Raw genomic sequence first — 16,844 nt, 5'->3', positions numbered from 1 at the left:
ACTTTAAGTCACCCGATGAGTAATACTGCATAAAATGCAAATGAAATAAGTGATTGCAAAAAGCAAAAATGACTGAAGAAAACATCAATAAAGAAGAGTTTCCAAAAGAAGAAAAAAAGGACGGAATAGTCTATTTGTCAGGAATGTACCAGCAATGGTTTTTAGATTATGCCTCCTATGTTATTCTCGAACGCGCAGTACCTTATGTCGAAGATGGCTTTAAGCCCGTTCAGCGAAGGATTTTGCATGCCATGAGCATTATGGACGATGGTCGTTTCAACAAGGTAGCCAATATCATTGGGCAAACCATGCAGTATCACCCGCACGGGGACGCTTCCATTGGCGATGCATTGGTTCAGCTCGGACAAAAAGAACTATTGATTGATTGCCAGGGAAACTGGGGAAATTTACTTACCGGCGATGGAGCTGCAGCTCCACGTTACATTGAGGCGCGCCTTTCGAAATTTGCACTCGATGTGGTGTTCAATCCAAAAACAACCAATTGGAAATTGTCGTACGATGGGCGTAACCGTGAACCACTGGCGCTTCCGGTAAAATTTCCGCTTCTATTGGCTCAGGGAGTCGAAGGGATTGCTGTGGGTTTAGCTTGCAAAATTCTACCGCATAACTTTATCGAGTTGATCGATGCTTCTATCGCTTATCTGCGTGGTGAAGACTTCATGTTATATCCGGATTTCCCGACTGGTGGATCGGGTGATTTTACCCGCTACAATGATGGTATTCGAGGATCATCGATTAAAGTCAGGGCTAAAATTGAGAAAAAAGATAGCAAAACACTGGTTATTACAGAAGTACCTTTTGGACGAACAACAGCTTCGCTAATCGAATCGATCCTTAAAGCCAATGACAAAGGCAAAATCAAAATCCGGAAAATTGACGACAACACATCCGATAAGGTTGAGATCCTGATTCACCTGGTTCCAGGAATGTCGTCCGACAAAACGATTGATGCCTTGTTTGCTTTCACCGATTGTGAGGTTTCTATTTCGCCCAACAGCTGCATCATCGAGCACGACAAACCAAAATTTATTGGTGTCAGCGAAATCCTGAAGATCAATTCCGATCAGACAGTTGCATTACTGAAGCTTGAACTCGAAATCCGAAGAGGCGAACTGGAAGAAGCCTGGCATTTTTCGTCGCTCGAAAAAATATTTATCGAAGAGCGTATCTATAAAGATAAGCAGTTTGAAGATTCAGCCAATATGGATGAAGCGGTCGACCATATTGACATGCGACTTACTCCATGGAAACCCAAATTGAAGCGCGAAGTAACCCGTGAGGACATCCTGAAGCTGATGGAAATCCGCATGGCTCGAATCCTGAAATTCAATACCGATAAAGCCAACGATCATTTATTGGCCATCGAAGCCGAAATTGAAGAGATAAATAACAAGATTGCCAATATCATTCCGTTCACGATAGAATGGTTTGAGCGCCTTCGGACTAAATACGGCAAAGGTCGCGAACGCAGAACTGAAATCCGGAATTTTGAAAACATTGTGGCTTCAAAGGTGGTAATTGCCAACGAAAAGCTATATGTCGACCGGATTGAAGGCTTTATGGGAACCAGCCTCAAAAAGGCTGAATACATTTGCGATTGTTCCGACATCGATGATGTAATTGTATTCAGGAAAGATGGCACATACATCGTTTCTAAAGTATCCGAAAAGGCATTCATTGGAAAAAACGTTCTGCACGTCGCCATTTTCAAGAAAAACGATAACCGAACCATTTACAATGTGGTGTATCGTGATGGAAAAAATGGTTTTGTTTACATGAAGCGCATGGCCGTAACCGGCGTCACCCGCGACAAAGAATACGATTTGACGCAAGGAACTCCAGGATCACGAATCATGTATTTCAGCGAAAATCCGAATGGCGAAGCTGAAGTCTTGCGTGTTACCCTGAAGCCAAAACCGCGTATCAAGAAGCTGATATTCGAAGTTGATTTCAGCGAGTTAGCCATCAAAGGCAGAGCTTCAATGGGCAATATCCTGACTAAATTTGAAATTCATAAAATAGCGCTCAAGGAAAAAGGGGTCTCAACTTTGGGCGGCCGAAAAATTTGGTTCGACGAAGATGTGCGGCGACTTAATTCCGATAACCGTGGCCGATATCTTGGCGAATTCACCGGCGATGATATGATTTTTGTAATCTATAAAAATGGTGAATACCTGATCTGTAATTTTGACTTATCGAACCATTTCAACGATGGCATATTACTCATCGAAAAATTCGACCCCGGGAAAATACTTACTGCAGTATATTTTGATGCTGAGCAAAGCTTTTATTACGTGAAACGATTTGAGATTGACGAATCGCAAAAGGAAACCGGCTTTATTGGCGAGTTCCCTGGGAATCGGTTGGTGAGTTTCACATGGGTTAGTCATCCGCGTTTGGAACTCGTATTTGGTGGTAAAAATGAAGGTCGGGAACCGGAAGTGATTGATGTTGATGAATTTATTGGAATTAAATCATACAAAGCCAAAGGGAAACGACTTTCTATCTATGAAATCAGCCAGATCAATGAACTTGAGCCAACGGTTGTCGACGAAGAAGTTGAGGAGCCGGAAGAAGAACCCAAATCGAATGAAATTGTGATTCCGGATATTGAAGACTTATTGTTTGGACCAGATAAACCAGGCGAAAACGAAGATCCACCAAACCAAATGACACTTGAATTCTAGCATAGAGGGAAAGGTCATTCGTCATTAGAAAAGAGAAAACTGTTCCAAATGACTAATGACTTTTTACTGATTACTTTTTCTAATGACTTTTTACTGATTTTATGAGAATATTCCTGATTGGCTTTATGGGTTGCGGCAAATCTACTCTTGGTCGTTCGCTTGCTTCAGAATTAAATTTGACCTTTATTGATTTGGACTCATTCCTGGAAGAAAAATATTTTAAAACGATACCACAGATTTTCGCTGAGGAAGGAGAAGAAAGTTTCCGCAGAAAAGAACGAAACGTTTTGGAAGAGGTTTGTGGCTTCGACGATGTTATTTTAGCAACTGGTGGCGGCGCTCCTTGTTTTTTCGATAACATGGAACTGATGAATGAATCAGGGTTTTGTGTTTTCCTTGATGTGGATATTCGTTCATTGGTGAGCAGGTTGATTCATGCAAAAATTGAACGACCTTTAATTAAAGGAAAATCTCCGGAAGAACTTCACAAATTTATTGAAGGATTACTTGCCAAACGACGTCCTTTTTACGAAAAGGCAAAGTATATTCTGAAAGGAAGTGAAATCACACCAGTCCAAGTTTTAGAATTGTTGGATAAATAGACTTACCTAAAACTCTGGACAAACTGGAAAAAGTCATTAGTCATTAGGAAATTGCTTTTCACTTTTTCTCAATAACTAATAACTAAAAATCAATAACAAATAATCAATCAATAAAGTGATAGAGCTTTGTGCATTGGCATCGGGGAGTAATGGAAATTGTTACTATGTTGGTAACGAAACGGATGCAATCCTGGTCGATGCGGGAGTTTCTGCCAAGAAGATATTGACGCGAATCCACGATGCAGGATTGGATGCATCTAAAATCAGGGGAATTTTTGTGAGTCACGAACATACCGACCATGTAAGCGGAGTTCGTGTTTTAAGTAAAAAGCTGGGTATCCCGGCATGGTTTAGTCAGGGAACTTACAATGCATTACGAGAAACAGAGCAACCTGAGCTTTTCAACATTTTCATTCCCGGGAAAACAGCGAAAGCCGGAACACTAAGTATTCATTCATTCCTTAAAAACCACGATGCAGCCGAACCATGTTCATTTCGGATTGAGTACGACGACTGGCATATTGGAGTTTTTACCGATATTGGCGAAGCTTGCGATCAACTGAAACAGCATTTACGTAAATGTCACGCCTTATTTCTGGAAACAAATTACGACGAAAAAATGCTCTGGGAAGGTTCTTATCCGTATATTCTGAAACGAAGAGTGGCTTCAGCAGTTGGACATTTGTCAAACGATCAGGCTTTTGAGTTGATTCGCGATCATGCCGGACCAGAGTTGGTTCATGTATTTCTGAGTCATCTTTCAGGAGAGAATAACCGGCCTGAACTAGCTGAGGCGAGGTTCGAAAGTTTGACCGACCGCTTCAACGTAAAACTTACTTCGAGGAACACTCATAGCGAATTGTGCCGGTTACGCTAATTCCTGTAGCATCAGAATAATCCAAAGTAAAGAGCAAAAGAAAAGCCCTGCAATGAATTGCAAGGCTTCGAACTTTAAATCTTAAAAATATTAGACTACTTATGCTAGTTTAACATTTACCGCGTTTAATCCTTTTCTTCCTTCTTGAAGTTCGTAAGTTACTTCATCGTCTTCTCTGATTTGGTCAACCAAACCTGAAACGTGAACGAAGTATTCTTTATCAGATTCACTGTCTTTAATAAAACCGAACCCTTTAGATTCGTTGAAAAATTTAACTTTACCTGTTTTCATAATAATTAATAAAAAAATTGAAATATTGTTGCAAATATAGGCAATTTTCAATGCAAACTAATTTTAGCATTAAAAAAATGCTGATTTTGAGTAAAATAAATGAGTACATCGTTCGTTGATTGCGGAGAAACTATTGAATCAGTTTTTTACCGATATGTGATGCAGATTTTTGCACTTCGGAGAGGATGGAAAATAAAAAGAGCCGCCAACAACTGAAAATCAGCAGGGCAGCTCTCTGTTTTGTGTCGCTCTCAGGTTTAGTTATTCAGCAAATTATTGCTTAATGTCTGGAGCGTTTGCTTTTTGAGTTCTGTTTTTACAAGCACCGAAATGTTATGACGACTGCCTCCGTACGAAATCATTCGAATTGGAATCTCTTTAAGCGCCGAAAATACATTAGCCGCAAATCCAACTTCTTCAGCAATCATATCGCCGACAATACAGGCAATAGTCAGATCAGTATCCACCTCCACTTCGCCGTATTCTTTCAACTCCGAAACAATTTCTTTCAGATGTTTTGTATTGTCTATGGTTAAGGATACTGCAACCTCTGAAGTTGAAATCATATCGATTGGAGTCTTAAAGAATTCGAAAATTTCGAAAACATTTTTCAGGAAACCATAAGCATTCAGCATTCGGTACGAACGGATTTTAATAGCGGTAATCCCATCTTTTGCCGCAACAGCTTTAATCCCGTGTGAGCTTGATTTTGATGTAATCAAAGTCCCGGAATCGCTTGGGTGCATTGTATTTTTCAGGCGAACCGGAATATTCTGCAATTTGGCCGGAAGTACCGTTTGTGGATGCAGGATTTTTGCTCCAAAATAAGCCAACTCAGCGGCTTCGTCAAACGATAACTGATCAATCTTTTTGGTGTTCTCCACAAAGCGCGGATCGTTGTTATGGAATCCATCAATATCAGTCCAAATTTCAACTTCTTCTGAATCGATGGCGGCGCCAATCAGTGTGGCGGTATAATCACTTCCACCACGCTGAAGGTTGTCAATATTTCCGTCGGCATTACGGCAGATAAAACCCTGAGTGATATAGTAATCGGCAACCTCTGATTGTTCCAGTATTTTGCTGATGTTTTCCTGAATAAAATGAGAATCAGCGGCTTTATCGCTGTCAATTTTCATGAAATCCAACGCAGAAAGGTAAACCGTTTTGTATCCGTTTTCAAGCATCAGTTCAGCAAAAAGTGCAGTTGACAGCAATTCGCCTTGTGCAACAATGGTATTTTCGCCCACTTCATTAAAATCGCCCGCGGTTAATGATTTTATCGTTTGAAAGATTCCGGAAACGATAGTTTTACCCTTTTCCTTCTTCTCTTCTGAAGCATATAAATCGTTGACTACCTTGTAGTACTTCTGTTCCAATTGGCTGATCACTTGCCTGGCTGCATCCTTGTTCTTCTTCTGAAGGTAGTTGGCAATTTCAACAAGCGAGTTCGTCGTGCCCGACATGGCCGACAAAACGACTAATTTTTGATTTCCATCGGCAATTAACTGCATTACAGCGCGCATGTTTTCTACCGATCCTACGGAGGTTCCTCCAAATTTTAATACTTTCATAATAAACCTCTTATTTAAAAGGAGTTAAGTAAATATTTATATGTGAGACAAAGATGAGAATTATTTTTGAAATCAAGCGCTTGATTTACGATCTGGAAGTAATTATTGGATATTATTTAAGAATTCGTCTTTTTCGACATTAAATTCAGCCTAAATGCTTACATTTCGAAAGTTGCAGGAAAAATTATATCAAGTGTCCTTTTTAGAACGTTCCGAATATCGAATGCTTGGCCGAATTAAAAAAGATAGTCGAGTAAATGTGAAATCCTTCCCGGTTTGTATTCAGTTTACGCTCCATGCTCAAAACCGGCTCTCCAACTGGAATGTTTAGCAATTGTCCAATCAAATGATCGGCTTTAATGGCTTTTAGTTTTTGTTCTCCTCCACGAATTTCAATCTGGTATTGTGTGCGAAGAGTTTCGAACAGCGATTTGTTTTCGAACGAACGACTCGAAAAGCGGGGCAGATTTATATTTGGGATTCGGTTGATGTCGTAAAAAACTGGTTGCGCATCAACCAATCGAAGCCTTTCCATGTAAATACATCCCGATTCTCGTTCGATCTCGGACAAATCAAATGGGAATCGTTCGGGCCAGGGTTTAATCTGTGGCTTTTGCAAAATCTGTGTTTGTAAATATTGATTTCCGATGGCCGATGCTGTTCCCGAAATACTAAGAATTCCAATATCCTGAGGTGGCTTTCGTACAATACTACCCTTTCCCTGTTTTTTCGAAATGAAGCCATCATTCACCAAGGCTTCAAGCGCCTGACGAACGGTAGGTCGTGTGATGTTATGAACCGCACACAATTCATTTTCGGAGGGCAAAAGGCTTCCTTCTTCGTAAACGCCTGTTAAAATGTGTTTCCGGAGGATTTCGTAGATTTTTTTGTGCTGTGGTATTTTATTCTCTTCGGCCATAATCGAATGAATTTGAGCCAAAAGTAATAAAAAAAATTAAAAATTAAAAATTAACTTGTAAATACAAGTAGAATAATATAGTTTTGACGCATGATATGTGATAGTATTGTAATTGCTGACTTATTAGCTAATTAAGCTAAATAAATCCATGCAGTTGTGTTTACAAGTAAACTAAAGTTGTTAAAACAAATCAAATATGGCAATTCCTGTATTAATGCCTCGTCAGGGGCAATCGGTTGAGACCTGTATTTTAGGTGAATGGGTAAAGGAGAAGGGTGACGCAGTAAAGATAGGCGACATCCTTTTCTCGTATGAAACAGACAAGGCTTCGTTCGAGGAAGAGGCTAAAGCTGACGGTATTTTGCTCGACGTATTTTTTGCTGAAGGCGACGAAGTTCCGGTATTGGTAAACGTTGCGGTCATCGGCGCTGCCGGTGAATCTGTTGACGAATTCCGCCCGGGTGGACAAGCTGCCGCTCCTGTTGCTGAAACTGTTGCTCCCACTGAGGTAGTTACTGAAAATGCTACTGTTCCGGAAGTAAAAACGGTTTCTGAACCATCAGGAAAAGTAAAAATTTCGCCACGTGCTAAAAATCTGGCCGAAAAGTCAGGCGTCGCTTACTTGCAATTGGCAGGTTCCGGACCTCAAGGTCGTATTATTGAACGCGACATTGAAGCTGCCGCTCAGGTATTGCCAAAACTAACTCCACTGGCTCAGGAAAAAGCCAAAGCTGAAGGCCTGAAAGTTGGCGACACAACCACTGGATTAGGTGGAAAAGCAGTTGCAAAAGACCTGATTTCGTACAATCCGATTTACAGCGACGATTTCGAGGTGAAGAAACTTACCAACATGCGCAAGCTGATTGCCAAAGCGATGCACACTTCGCTGCAAAATTCGGCTCAGTTAACTCACCACATGAGCGCCGATGCCCGCACCATCATGGCTTTGCGCAAAAAATATAAAAAAGCGCTCGATGCTGGACAAATCACGCAGAACATTACCATCAACGATTTGGTTTGTTTTGCGGTAATTAAAGCCCTGAAGAAATTCCCTCAGGTAAATACCCACTTTATTGGCGACAGCATGCGCTGGTTCAAAAAAGTACACCTCGGGTTGGCCGTTGACACAGATCGTGGGTTGATGGTTCCTACTATTAAAATGCAGACGATCTTTCGCTTGAAGGTCTTTCAGGACAGATGCAGGCCATCGCCGGACAATGTCGTAAAGGCAATGTGAGTCCGGAGTTATTGGCACCTGAAGCTGCAACTTTCACCATTTCCAACCTTGGAAACTACGGTGTCGAAATGTTCACTCCGGTCATCAACATTCCGCAGACTGCTATTTTGGGAGTTTGTACCATTGTTCCACGTCCGAAAGATTTGGGCGATGGCGTTTATGGATTTGTTCCAATGATTGGTTTGTCGCTGACTTACGATCATCAGGCTTTGGACGGTGGCGAAGCAACCTTGTTCCTGAGAGAAATTAAAGAGCAAATTGAAAACCTGGAAGTGTAATCGTTGCGGGTTACGAGTTGTGCGTTTCGAGATGTTGAAATGCGACGATTTTTGCATTGAAATTAACACCTAGTGAAAATCAAAACCGCGTAGCGGTGAAATTATTGTAGCCCCGGGTTTCAGCCCGGGGGATAATGCGAAAAGGCAGAGATCGTCCGAGGGAGAATGTTGAAAAAAGAGATATTCTATTTTCGGACGAAATGGAAAAAACGATATGAAAAAACGATGTAGAGACGTGATTAATCGTGTCTCTACCCAAATTCAACAAAATGGATAAAATATACGATTTAGCAATTATAGGCGGAGGCCCTGCGGGTTATGTCGCAGCCGAACGTGCCGGCGCAAAAGGCCTCAGCGTGGTCATTTTTGACATGCGTTCGCTGGGCGGTGTTTGCCTGAATGAAGGTTGCATTCCGACCAAAACGCTTCTGAATTCGGCCAAAGTGCTCGAATATGCCGAAGAAGCAGGCAAATACGGAATTCATGTGGAAAACATTTCTATCGATTTCAAGAAAATCATGCTCCGCAAAGACAAAGTGGTACGCAAACTGGTGGCCGGAATTGGCGCCAAAATGAAACACGCCAAAGCCGATGTGGTGATGGCCAAAGCAACCATCAAGGAAAAACGCGGCGAAGTAATTACCATTGAAGCTGATGGTCAGGACTATCAGGCCAACCGCTTGCTGGTTTGTGCTGGCTCGGAAGCTGCCGTTCCACCTATTCCGGGACTGGATGCTTCGCAAATTTTGACGAACCGCGAAATCCTTCAACTAAAAGAAAAACCTGAAAGCCTTGTCATTATCGGCGGAGGTGTGATAGGAACTGAATTTGCCGACTTTTTCAATGCGATGGGAACAAAAGTTACTGTCATCGAAATGCTTCCGGAGATTTTAACTGGGGTGGATGAAGAAATTGCTGCTTTTGTTCGCAAAGAATTTGTCAAAAAAGGAATCGAATTCCACCTGAAAGCCCGTGTGACCAAACTGAATGGCAAGGAAGTCGTTTTCGAGAAAGATGGTCAGGAAATGAAAATCACGGGTGATCAGGTACTGCTTTCGGTTGGACGAAAAATCAATGTGGCCGGAATTGGTCTGGAAAATATCGGTGTTGAATTTACGCCAAAAGGGGTAAAAATCGATCAGAATTGCCGCACCAACGTGCCTAATGTTTATGCAGCAGGCGACATCACCGGATTCTCATTGCTGGCTCACACTGCCAGTCGCGAAGGTGAAGTGGCCGTGAACCACATGTTGGGTCGCAAAGATATGATGCGCTACGATGCTATTCCGGGAGTTGTATACACCCATCCGGAGATTGCCGGAGTTGGTCTTACCGAAAGTGCTGCCAAAGAAAAAGGCATTGAAGTGGAAGTAAAACAATTGCCAATGGCTTATGCCGGACGCTTTGTTGCCGAAAACGAAGGCAAAGACGGTTTTTGCAAAGTGATTGTTGGCAAAAAATACCGCGAAATTTTGGGAATTCACATGGTTGGCGGAGCATGTTCCGAAATGATCTGGGGAGCCTGTGCCATCATCGAAGCGCAACTGCGTGTTCAGGACGTGGAAGAAATTGTATTTCCTCACCCGACGGTGAGCGAGATTATCAAGGAAACGATCTTTCAGTTTTAATCGTTGTGGGTTACGTGTTTCGAGTTACGTGTTTTAACTCGCAACCCGAATCTCGCAACCCGCAAGAAAGAATTCAATAGCAAAACATTTAAAAACTAATACAATGCCTAAAAGTCAATTTATTAATCCATCGGATGTCCGGAAAGCTGGTGAAGTTACATTTCAGCCGATTCCTGTTAATCAGTACAATAAAACAATTCGTGAAGAACTAAAAAGTAAAAACTTCACAACGGAAGAGCTGAAAAAGATTTATCACGACATGGTGGTTATCCGCGAGTTCGAAACCATGCTTCACCTGGTAAAAACTACCGGTGGATACAGTGGAGTTGAATACAACAACCCTGGACCAGCTCACCTTTCTGCAGGTCAGGAAGCCGCTGCGGTTGGTATGGCTTATACGCTCACTGTTGACGATTTCATTTTTGGATCGCACCGCAGTCACGGCGAGATTCTTGCCAAAGGATTACGTGCCATTGAAACGCTCGATCCGAAAGAACTCGAAAAAATCATGAACGAATTCTGGGACGGTGCTACACTTAATGTGGCTAAAAAAGCATACAAAAGTAACGATACCAAAGAGTTAGGAATACGCTTCCTGTTGTATGGTGCATTGGCTGAAATTTTTGCCCGCACAACCGGATTCAACAAAGGTTTGGGTGGAAGTATGCACACGTTCTTTACTCCATTCGGTATTTATCCGAACAATGCCATTGTTGGTGGTAGCGGAACCATTGCCGTTGGTGCAGCTCTTTACAAAAAAGTTAACCGCAAACCAGGTCTAGTTGTTGCCAACATTGGCGACGCTTCAATGGCTCGCGGACCGGTTTGGGAAGGAATTACCTTCGCTGCAATGGATCAGTTTAAACAACTTTGGGCTGATGATATGAAGGGCGGCCTTCCGGTGATTATCAATATCATGGACAATCAGTACGGAATGGGTGGACAAACCGCTGGCGAAACCATGGGCTTTGATGTAGCCGCCCGTATCGGCGCCGGTGTTAACCCAGAACAGATGCACGCCGAACGTGTTGATGGCTACAATCCATTGGCAGTAATCGAAACGTATCGCCGGAAAAAAGAATTGATTGAAAAGAAAGAAGGACCTATCCTGGTTGATATTCTTACCTATCGCTTTAGCGGCCACTCGCCTTCCGATTCATCATCGTACCGTACTTCCGAAGAAATTAAGGCCTGGGAAGAACAGGATTGCATTATTTCTTATGGAAAACAACTCATCGAAGCCGGAGTCGCTACTCAGGCTGATCTGGATTCAACATGGAACGAGGTTAAAGAAATAATGCTCGACACCTTCAAGTTGGCGATCAACGACGAGCTTTCGCCCATTATGGATTTACACAAAAATCCCGATTTATTGGAGACCATGATGTTTTCCAATCAGTCGATTGACTCCATGTCGGACGCAAAACCAGACGTGAATCATCCGATGAACGAGAACCCACGCGTTCAGCAAATTGCTAAAAAAGAGCGATCAACAGTTGATAAAGATGGGAACCCCGTTTCAAAAATGAAACAATTCCAGCTTCGCGATGGTATTTTTGAAGCTATTGTTGACCGGTTCTATAAAGATGCGTCGTTGATTGCTTATGGTGAAGAAAACCGCGACTGGGGTGGCGCTTTTGCAGTCTATCGCGGATTAACCGAAGCGCTTCCATATCACCGTTTGTTTAACTCGCCTATTGCCGAAGCAGCTATCATTGGCACTTCTATCGGATATGCCATGTGTGGCGGTCGTGTGATTCCTGAAATCATGTATTGCGACTTCCTCGGATGTTGCGGCGACGAAATTTTCAACCAGTTGCCCAAGTGGCAGGCTATGAGTGGAAATATCCTGAAAATGCCGGTTGTTGTGCGTGTTTCGGTAGGTTCGAAATATGGTGCTCAACACTCGCAGGACTGGACTTCATTAACGGCTCATATTCCGGGCTTGAAAGTTTGTTTCCCGGTAACTCCATACGATGCAAAAGGATTAATGAACAGCGCGCTGCAAGGCACCGACCCGGTTGTGTTCTTTGAAAGTCAACGTATTTACGAAATTGGCGAGCAGTTCCACAAAGGTGGAGTTCCTGAAGGATACTACGAAATTCCGTTTGGCGAGCCGGATATCAAACGCGAAGGGAAAGATGTAACCATCCTTACCATCGGTGCAACGCTCTACCGTGCATTGGATGCAGCTAAAATTCTGGAAGAAAAATATGGCATGAGTGCCGAAGTGATCGATGCCCGTTCACTGGTTCCATTCAACTACGAAAAAGTACTTGCGTCAGTTAAAAAGACCGGACGCATTGTGATTTCGAGCGATGCAACTGCACGTGGTTCATTCCTGAACGATTTGGCCCGCAACGTTACCGACCTTGCATTCGACGATTTGGATGCACCTCCGGCAGTGCTAGGTTCTCGCGACTGGATTACACCTGCATACGAACTTGAATATGCATTCTTCCCACAGGCAGAAAGTTTCATCGATATCATCAACGAAAAGCTTATTCCGCTGAAAGGGCACATCGCAAAATACAACTTCACTAATGCAGAGCAGATCCGCAGAAGTAAACTTGGAGTTTAATTCGTAATAAGTGCAACTGATCCGATGACTTCGGGTCATGGAATCAGCACAAAAAATAAATGTATAAATGAAACAAGCCCTCGTCGTCCGGAATGGATGGCGGGGGCATTGTTTTTTGTTTCGCTTTGCTCGAAAAGAACTACCTTCGACACGCAACGCTACACGAACAGCGGGTATACTGAAATATTTGCCTTTATTTTACCCCAATCCCCTGATCGTTGGCCAAATCGAGTATGCTCAAATAAAGCAACTTGGCGGCGTCTTCCATAATTTCAGGAGTCAGTGCATCGGCATTATCAAGCGGCGCGTGGTAATAAACGGGTTTTACGGTTCCTGAGGTAGACAATTCCAGCACTTTGTACCCTCCTTTTTCAAAAATTGCGCCATCGGTACGTGGTCTTCCATAATTCACATGAACTTCAGAAGCTTTCAAATCGCGGTGAAGGTATTTGTCATTGGCTTCTGAAAAATGATTTAAAACTTCAGGGAATGTTTTCCCATTTCCAAGATGGAAGCCTGTTCCGTTCCCTACCATGTCGAGGTTAATCATACAAATCACTTTTTCTTTAGGCCAGATGGGCGACTTCACATATTTTTCACTTCCGTAAAGGCCACACTCCTCCCCTCCGAAGAAAACAAAAACAATGGTTCGGGCAGGTTTTACTTCCGAAGAAGCCAGCGCCTTTGCCGCAGCCAGAATATCAGCCGATCCTGAAGCATTGTCGAGCGCACCGGGAAACAAACATCCGGGACTTCCAACAGCATCAAGGTGCCCACCAATAATTATGGCCTCATTCTTCAAGATGGGGTCAGAGCCTTCAATCATCCCGATTACATTGCATGAACGGCTATCCGGGAAATAGTTGGTCGATGCCGAAATCTTTACTTTTTTATTCAGCAAGAACGAATTTGGCTTGATATTTTTCGCAATTGCGGCACGTGTTTCGGCATATTTTTGGCCGGTTCCGGCAAAAAGCTCTTCGGCAACTGGTTCGCCAATGTGCGCGTAAACAAATCCTTCGAGGTACGAGGTGTTTGGATTGGCAATTTTGCTGACGTAAAGTAATCCGGCAGCACCCAATTCGCGAGCCCGTTGAAATTTATACCGGTGATAACTATAAGGTTCCCATTTCTGAAGGGCGCTGTCGTTGCTTTTGTATGGCACGCCGGTTTCCATCAATACGATTTTACCTTTGACATTGATGTTGCTGTAATCATCGTAATTCAGTTCGGGCGCCGAAATGCCGAACCCTACATACACCACATCGCCCGAAACCGTTCCTGAGGCCGAGTTCGATCCGGGATAATAATCATCAGGGAATTTGTATTCTTTTTCTGGATTGTCTTTACCAGCAAGCAAAGTCAGACTTCCGGGAGTAAGTACATCGCAATAGGCATTCGGGAACCACTGAAAAAAGCTACCATCAGCCAAACATGGTTTTACTCCTGCCTGCTTAAGCTGACTAGCCACCCAACTAGCAGCTGCCGCGTATCCCGGAGAGCCGGAAAGTCGGCCTTTGTATTTTTCAGAACTCAATTCAGCGGCATAATTCAACAAATCGTGACTCGAAATGGAATGAAATGTGGTGAGAATGGCTTTTTCCTGATCCTGAGAATTGGCACGAATAAAGAACAAGCACAAGAAAAGCGAAACCAGATATTTTGAATGCATGTATAAAAATTTTTATATCGCGTAAAATTAAGGAAATAGTAATCAACTTAACAAAAACTAATGGTGTATTAACTTGATTCTTTCGTAATCTGGTCATCCCGAATTTATTTCGGGATCTCATCATAAAAGAGATGCCGAAACAAGTTCGGCATGACGCTACGTCAAAAGATCGTTAACACAACACTAGATATTTTGTCCATCTAATCGACCAATCATACAGCAACTTGTTTTTTCAGTATCTCAATTAATTCAGATAAAATCATTGCAGTAGCGCCCCAGATAAACTCCCCATCGTAAGGATAGTATTTCACCCGAAGTGTCCCAGTTACTGTCTCAAGTTCGATTTCCGAAATAATTTCATTGGCAATAAAATCGCTGACAGGAAACAGGATCAGTTTTTCAACTTCACCAAAATCGACTAAGAACTCAGGTTTATGATCGGCCCAGGCCAAAAATGGCTGAATGGAAAATTGACTAACCTCAACATACAGGTCAGATAATTTCCCCAAAATTTCAATTTGATGGTGATCAATACCTACTTCTTCCTTCGCTTCGCGCAAAGCAGTCATCTCTGCGGAAGTATCGTCTTTCTCAACCTTTCCTCCGGGAAAACTAATCTGCCCCGGATGGTGCTTCATGGTATGCGGGCGTTTAGTTAAACAAATGTATAGTTGTTCACCTTCAGGAAAAAGGAGCAATAAAACACTGCTCATTTTTACCGACGAAAGTTCATTGGCATTCGTCTTTAAACGCCTGCCGGGAGGAAGCATTTTTGAATGCGCATTGATGCCTGGCAATTCGCCCTGCAAATATTCTTTCAGATATGTTTTAACCGCAGAATACATTGTCTAAAATTAACGAATTAGGAGCTTAACGCAGGCAAAGCTTCAATTATTTTTCGGATAAAAAAATGATTTAATGTTGGCTTAATTCAACCTAACGGGCAATCGAAATGGGAAAAACCGACCTTTCAAATGATGATTTTTAACAAAAGCAATCAGTCCTTTTTTTATTCGAAGCGAATCGTTTTTTCAGGAGAAACTTTAGTAATAAAATAGGAAGGCAACAGCAGCATCAGTACTGTTATCAAAACGGTTCCGACATTCAGCAAAACCAGGTGCAAAACAGTCAGATGTATTGGAACATATTCGAGGTAATACGAACTTGGATCGAGCTTGAAAACATGCGTGTACTGCTGAATAAGACAAATGCCAATACCCAGAATATTTCCCCATACCAGCGCTTTCAGAATCAGCATAACCGAAAAATAGAGAAACACTTTTCGGATGCTCCAATTGCGCGCTCCCATGGCTTTTAGGATTCCAATCATTTGGGTACGTTCGAGAATAATAACCAGCAGGCTCGAAACCATATTAAATCCGGCCACCAGAACCATTAGTGTTAAAATCACCCACACATTCATATCAAGCAAGCCCAGCCAATCGAAAATATGCCTGTATTTTTCCTTGATACTAACAACCTGTAAAACCGGGCTGTCGGGGGTTGTATTTCTCAGGAGCAAATCATTTACGTCTTTTTCAACTGGCTCGAGTTCCTTAAAATCGTTGACCAGAATCTCGAAACCACTGATCTGATCTTCCTTCCAGTTATTTAACCGACGAATGTGGTTGATGTCAACCAAAACAAACATCCGGTCGAACTCTTCGAGACTGGTTTTGTAAATTCCGGCCAGTTGAAATTTACGCTGACGTGGCACAAACTCCGATCCATTGATAAAAAACATATTGAGATCATCGCCCAGCTTCAGTTTAAGCAAGTCGGCCATTTGTTTCGAAATCCAGATTTTGTTGCTTCGAACAGTGTCCTGAACCTGAAAAGTTTCGCCTGCCACTTTATTTTCCTGAAAAAATGACCAGTCGAAATCAGGTCCGATTCCCTTCAGCACAACGCCCTGAATTTCGTCATCGGTGCGAATAATGCCAGGTTTGGTTGCAAAGATCTGAACATGACGGATACCTTCAATACTTTTGAGTTCAGGAAGAAATGGCTGATTCTGACTAATTGGACTGGTTTCGAACGATTGATTGGAATCGAGATTAACAATCTGCAAGTGAGAACCGAAGCCGATAACCTTGCGCCCAACTTCCGATTTATAACCGGTAACAATAGCCACTGACAAAATCAGCACTACCAAACCGAGAACTATACCGAAAAGGGCAATGTTTACGATCCGGTGTGAAAGATTTTCCCGATTTTCTTTCGAGGAAAAAATCCGTCTGGCTATGTAAAGGTTTATATTCAATTTTCTATTGACTTTTGACTAATTACTGTAACCTATTTATTTTCATTTTTTTTACCCCAAACCCATGAAGGGGCTTTGGTTGCGAATAACGCAACCGACTAGCAGCGAGCTAAGTCCCCTCTAGGGGATTTAGGGGTAGCTAAAAGACTAATACAATACTATATATTACTACTTAATTTACTTTCTTGGGAAAGTCATTCATCATTGGGAAATT

The 16,844-nt window shown here is 42.4% G+C and carries 11 protein-coding genes and 1 pseudogene; 6 read left to right on the top strand and 6 right to left on the bottom strand.

The features are described from left to right. The first annotated feature begins 68 nt into the window (after positions 1 to 68). The 3 genes from AQPE_RS16565 to AQPE_RS16555 all read left to right on the top strand — a co-directional run bounded on the left by AQPE_RS16565 (position 69) and on the right by AQPE_RS16555 (position 4,187). A complete protein-coding gene (locus AQPE_RS16565) occupies positions 69 to 2,708 on the top strand; it encodes a DNA gyrase/topoisomerase IV subunit A (RefSeq protein ID WP_318347608.1) in 2,640 nt (879 codons plus the stop codon). A gap of 101 nt (positions 2,709 to 2,809) precedes the next feature. Further along, a complete protein-coding gene (locus AQPE_RS16560; protein ID WP_318347607.1) occupies positions 2,810 to 3,310 on the top strand; it encodes a shikimate kinase in 501 nt (166 codons plus the stop codon). A gap of 115 nt (positions 3,311 to 3,425) precedes the next feature. Beyond that, positions 3,426 to 4,187: an MBL fold metallo-hydrolase gene (locus AQPE_RS16555; RefSeq protein WP_318347606.1), complete on the top strand. Its 762-nt coding sequence runs from the start codon at positions 3,426 to 3,428 to the stop codon at positions 4,185 to 4,187. Between the two features lie 99 nt (positions 4,188 to 4,286). Here AQPE_RS16555 and AQPE_RS16550 read toward each other — a convergent pair whose 3' ends face one another. The 3 genes from AQPE_RS16550 to AQPE_RS16540 all read right to left on the bottom strand — a co-directional run bounded on the left by AQPE_RS16550 (position 4,287) and on the right by AQPE_RS16540 (position 6,971). After that, the gene (locus tag AQPE_RS16550; protein ID WP_318347605.1) at positions 4,287 to 4,478 is read right to left on the bottom strand and encodes a cold-shock protein; all 192 of its coding nucleotides are present in this window, start codon (positions 4,476 to 4,478) and stop codon (positions 4,287 to 4,289) included. A 257-nt stretch (positions 4,479 to 4,735) separates the two neighbouring features. Further along, on the bottom strand, positions 4,736 to 6,052 hold the full coding sequence (locus AQPE_RS16545) for an aspartate kinase (RefSeq protein WP_318347604.1): 1,317 nt from the start codon (positions 6,050 to 6,052) through the stop codon (positions 4,736 to 4,738). Between the two features lie 202 nt (positions 6,053 to 6,254). After that, positions 6,255 to 6,971, bottom strand: coding sequence for a GntR family transcriptional regulator (locus AQPE_RS16540; RefSeq protein WP_318347603.1), 717 nt, complete (start codon positions 6,969 to 6,971; stop codon positions 6,255 to 6,257). 196 nt (positions 6,972 to 7,167) lie between these two features. Between AQPE_RS16540 and AQPE_RS16535 the strand changes: the two are divergent. The 3 genes and pseudogenes from AQPE_RS16535 (at position 7,168) to AQPE_RS16525 (ending at position 12,695) form a co-directional block, all read left to right on the top strand. Continuing rightward, positions 7,168 to 8,486, top strand: a pseudogene (locus tag AQPE_RS16535) (dihydrolipoamide acetyltransferase family protein). A gap of 269 nt (positions 8,487 to 8,755) precedes the next feature. Then, entirely contained in the window at positions 8,756 to 10,114 is a 1,359-nt protein-coding gene (gene lpdA, locus AQPE_RS16530; RefSeq protein WP_318347602.1) for a dihydrolipoyl dehydrogenase, read from the top strand. Positions 10,115 to 10,217: 103 nt separating this feature from the next. Next, the gene (locus AQPE_RS16525; protein ID WP_318347601.1) at positions 10,218 to 12,695 is read left to right on the top strand and encodes an alpha-ketoacid dehydrogenase subunit alpha/beta; all 2,478 of its coding nucleotides are present in this window, start codon (positions 10,218 to 10,220) and stop codon (positions 12,693 to 12,695) included. 193 nt (positions 12,696 to 12,888) lie between these two features. Here AQPE_RS16525 and AQPE_RS16520 read toward each other — a convergent pair whose 3' ends face one another. From AQPE_RS16520 to AQPE_RS16510, 3 genes are all read right to left on the bottom strand, one after another. Beyond that, the gene (locus AQPE_RS16520) at positions 12,889 to 14,367 is read right to left on the bottom strand and encodes a M20/M25/M40 family metallo-hydrolase (RefSeq protein ID WP_318347600.1); all 1,479 of its coding nucleotides are present in this window, start codon (positions 14,365 to 14,367) and stop codon (positions 12,889 to 12,891) included. A gap of 212 nt (positions 14,368 to 14,579) precedes the next feature. Next, positions 14,580 to 15,212 carry an NUDIX hydrolase gene (locus AQPE_RS16515; protein ID WP_318347599.1) on the bottom strand — a complete coding sequence of 211 codons (633 nt, stop codon included), beginning with the start codon at positions 15,210 to 15,212 and terminating at the stop codon, positions 14,580 to 14,582. A gap of 164 nt (positions 15,213 to 15,376) precedes the next feature. Beyond that, a complete protein-coding gene (locus tag AQPE_RS16510; protein ID WP_318347598.1) occupies positions 15,377 to 16,630 on the bottom strand; it encodes an FtsX-like permease family protein in 1,254 nt (417 codons plus the stop codon). Positions 16,631 to 16,844: the final 214 nt, after the last annotated feature.

This window comes from Aquipluma nitroreducens (assembly GCF_009689585.1).
GTDB classification, from domain to species: domain Bacteria; phylum Bacteroidota; class Bacteroidia; order Bacteroidales; family Prolixibacteraceae; genus Aquipluma; species Aquipluma nitroreducens.
The sequence above is the reverse complement of the archived record's forward strand: the minus strand, read 5'-3'. Positions and strand labels throughout refer to the sequence as shown.

What these genes read in the sequence shown, in the direction of transcription:
- AQPE_RS16565 (WP_318347608.1), top strand. Translation starts at nt 69, where the DNA reads ATGACTGAAGAAAACATCAATAAAGAAGAGTTTCCAAAAGAAGAAAAA.
- AQPE_RS16540 (WP_318347603.1), bottom strand. Translation starts at nt 6,971, where the DNA reads ATGGCCGAAGAGAATAAAATACCACAGCACAAAAAAATCTACGAAATC.
- AQPE_RS16525 (WP_318347601.1), top strand. Translation starts at nt 10,218, where the DNA reads ATGCCTAAAAGTCAATTTATTAATCCATCGGATGTCCGGAAAGCTGGT.
- AQPE_RS16560 (WP_318347607.1), top strand. Translation starts at nt 2,810, where the DNA reads ATGAGAATATTCCTGATTGGCTTTATGGGTTGCGGCAAATCTACTCTT.
- AQPE_RS16550 (WP_318347605.1), bottom strand. Translation starts at nt 4,478, where the DNA reads ATGAAAACAGGTAAAGTTAAATTTTTCAACGAATCTAAAGGGTTCGGT.
- AQPE_RS16520 (WP_318347600.1), bottom strand. Translation starts at nt 14,367, where the DNA reads ATGCATTCAAAATATCTGGTTTCGCTTTTCTTGTGCTTGTTCTTTATT.
- AQPE_RS16545 (WP_318347604.1), bottom strand. Translation starts at nt 6,052, where the DNA reads ATGAAAGTATTAAAATTTGGAGGAACCTCCGTAGGATCGGTAGAAAAC.
- lpdA (WP_318347602.1), top strand. Translation starts at nt 8,756, where the DNA reads ATGGATAAAATATACGATTTAGCAATTATAGGCGGAGGCCCTGCGGGT.
- AQPE_RS16515 (WP_318347599.1), bottom strand. Translation starts at nt 15,212, where the DNA reads ATGTATTCTGCGGTTAAAACATATCTGAAAGAATATTTGCAGGGCGAA.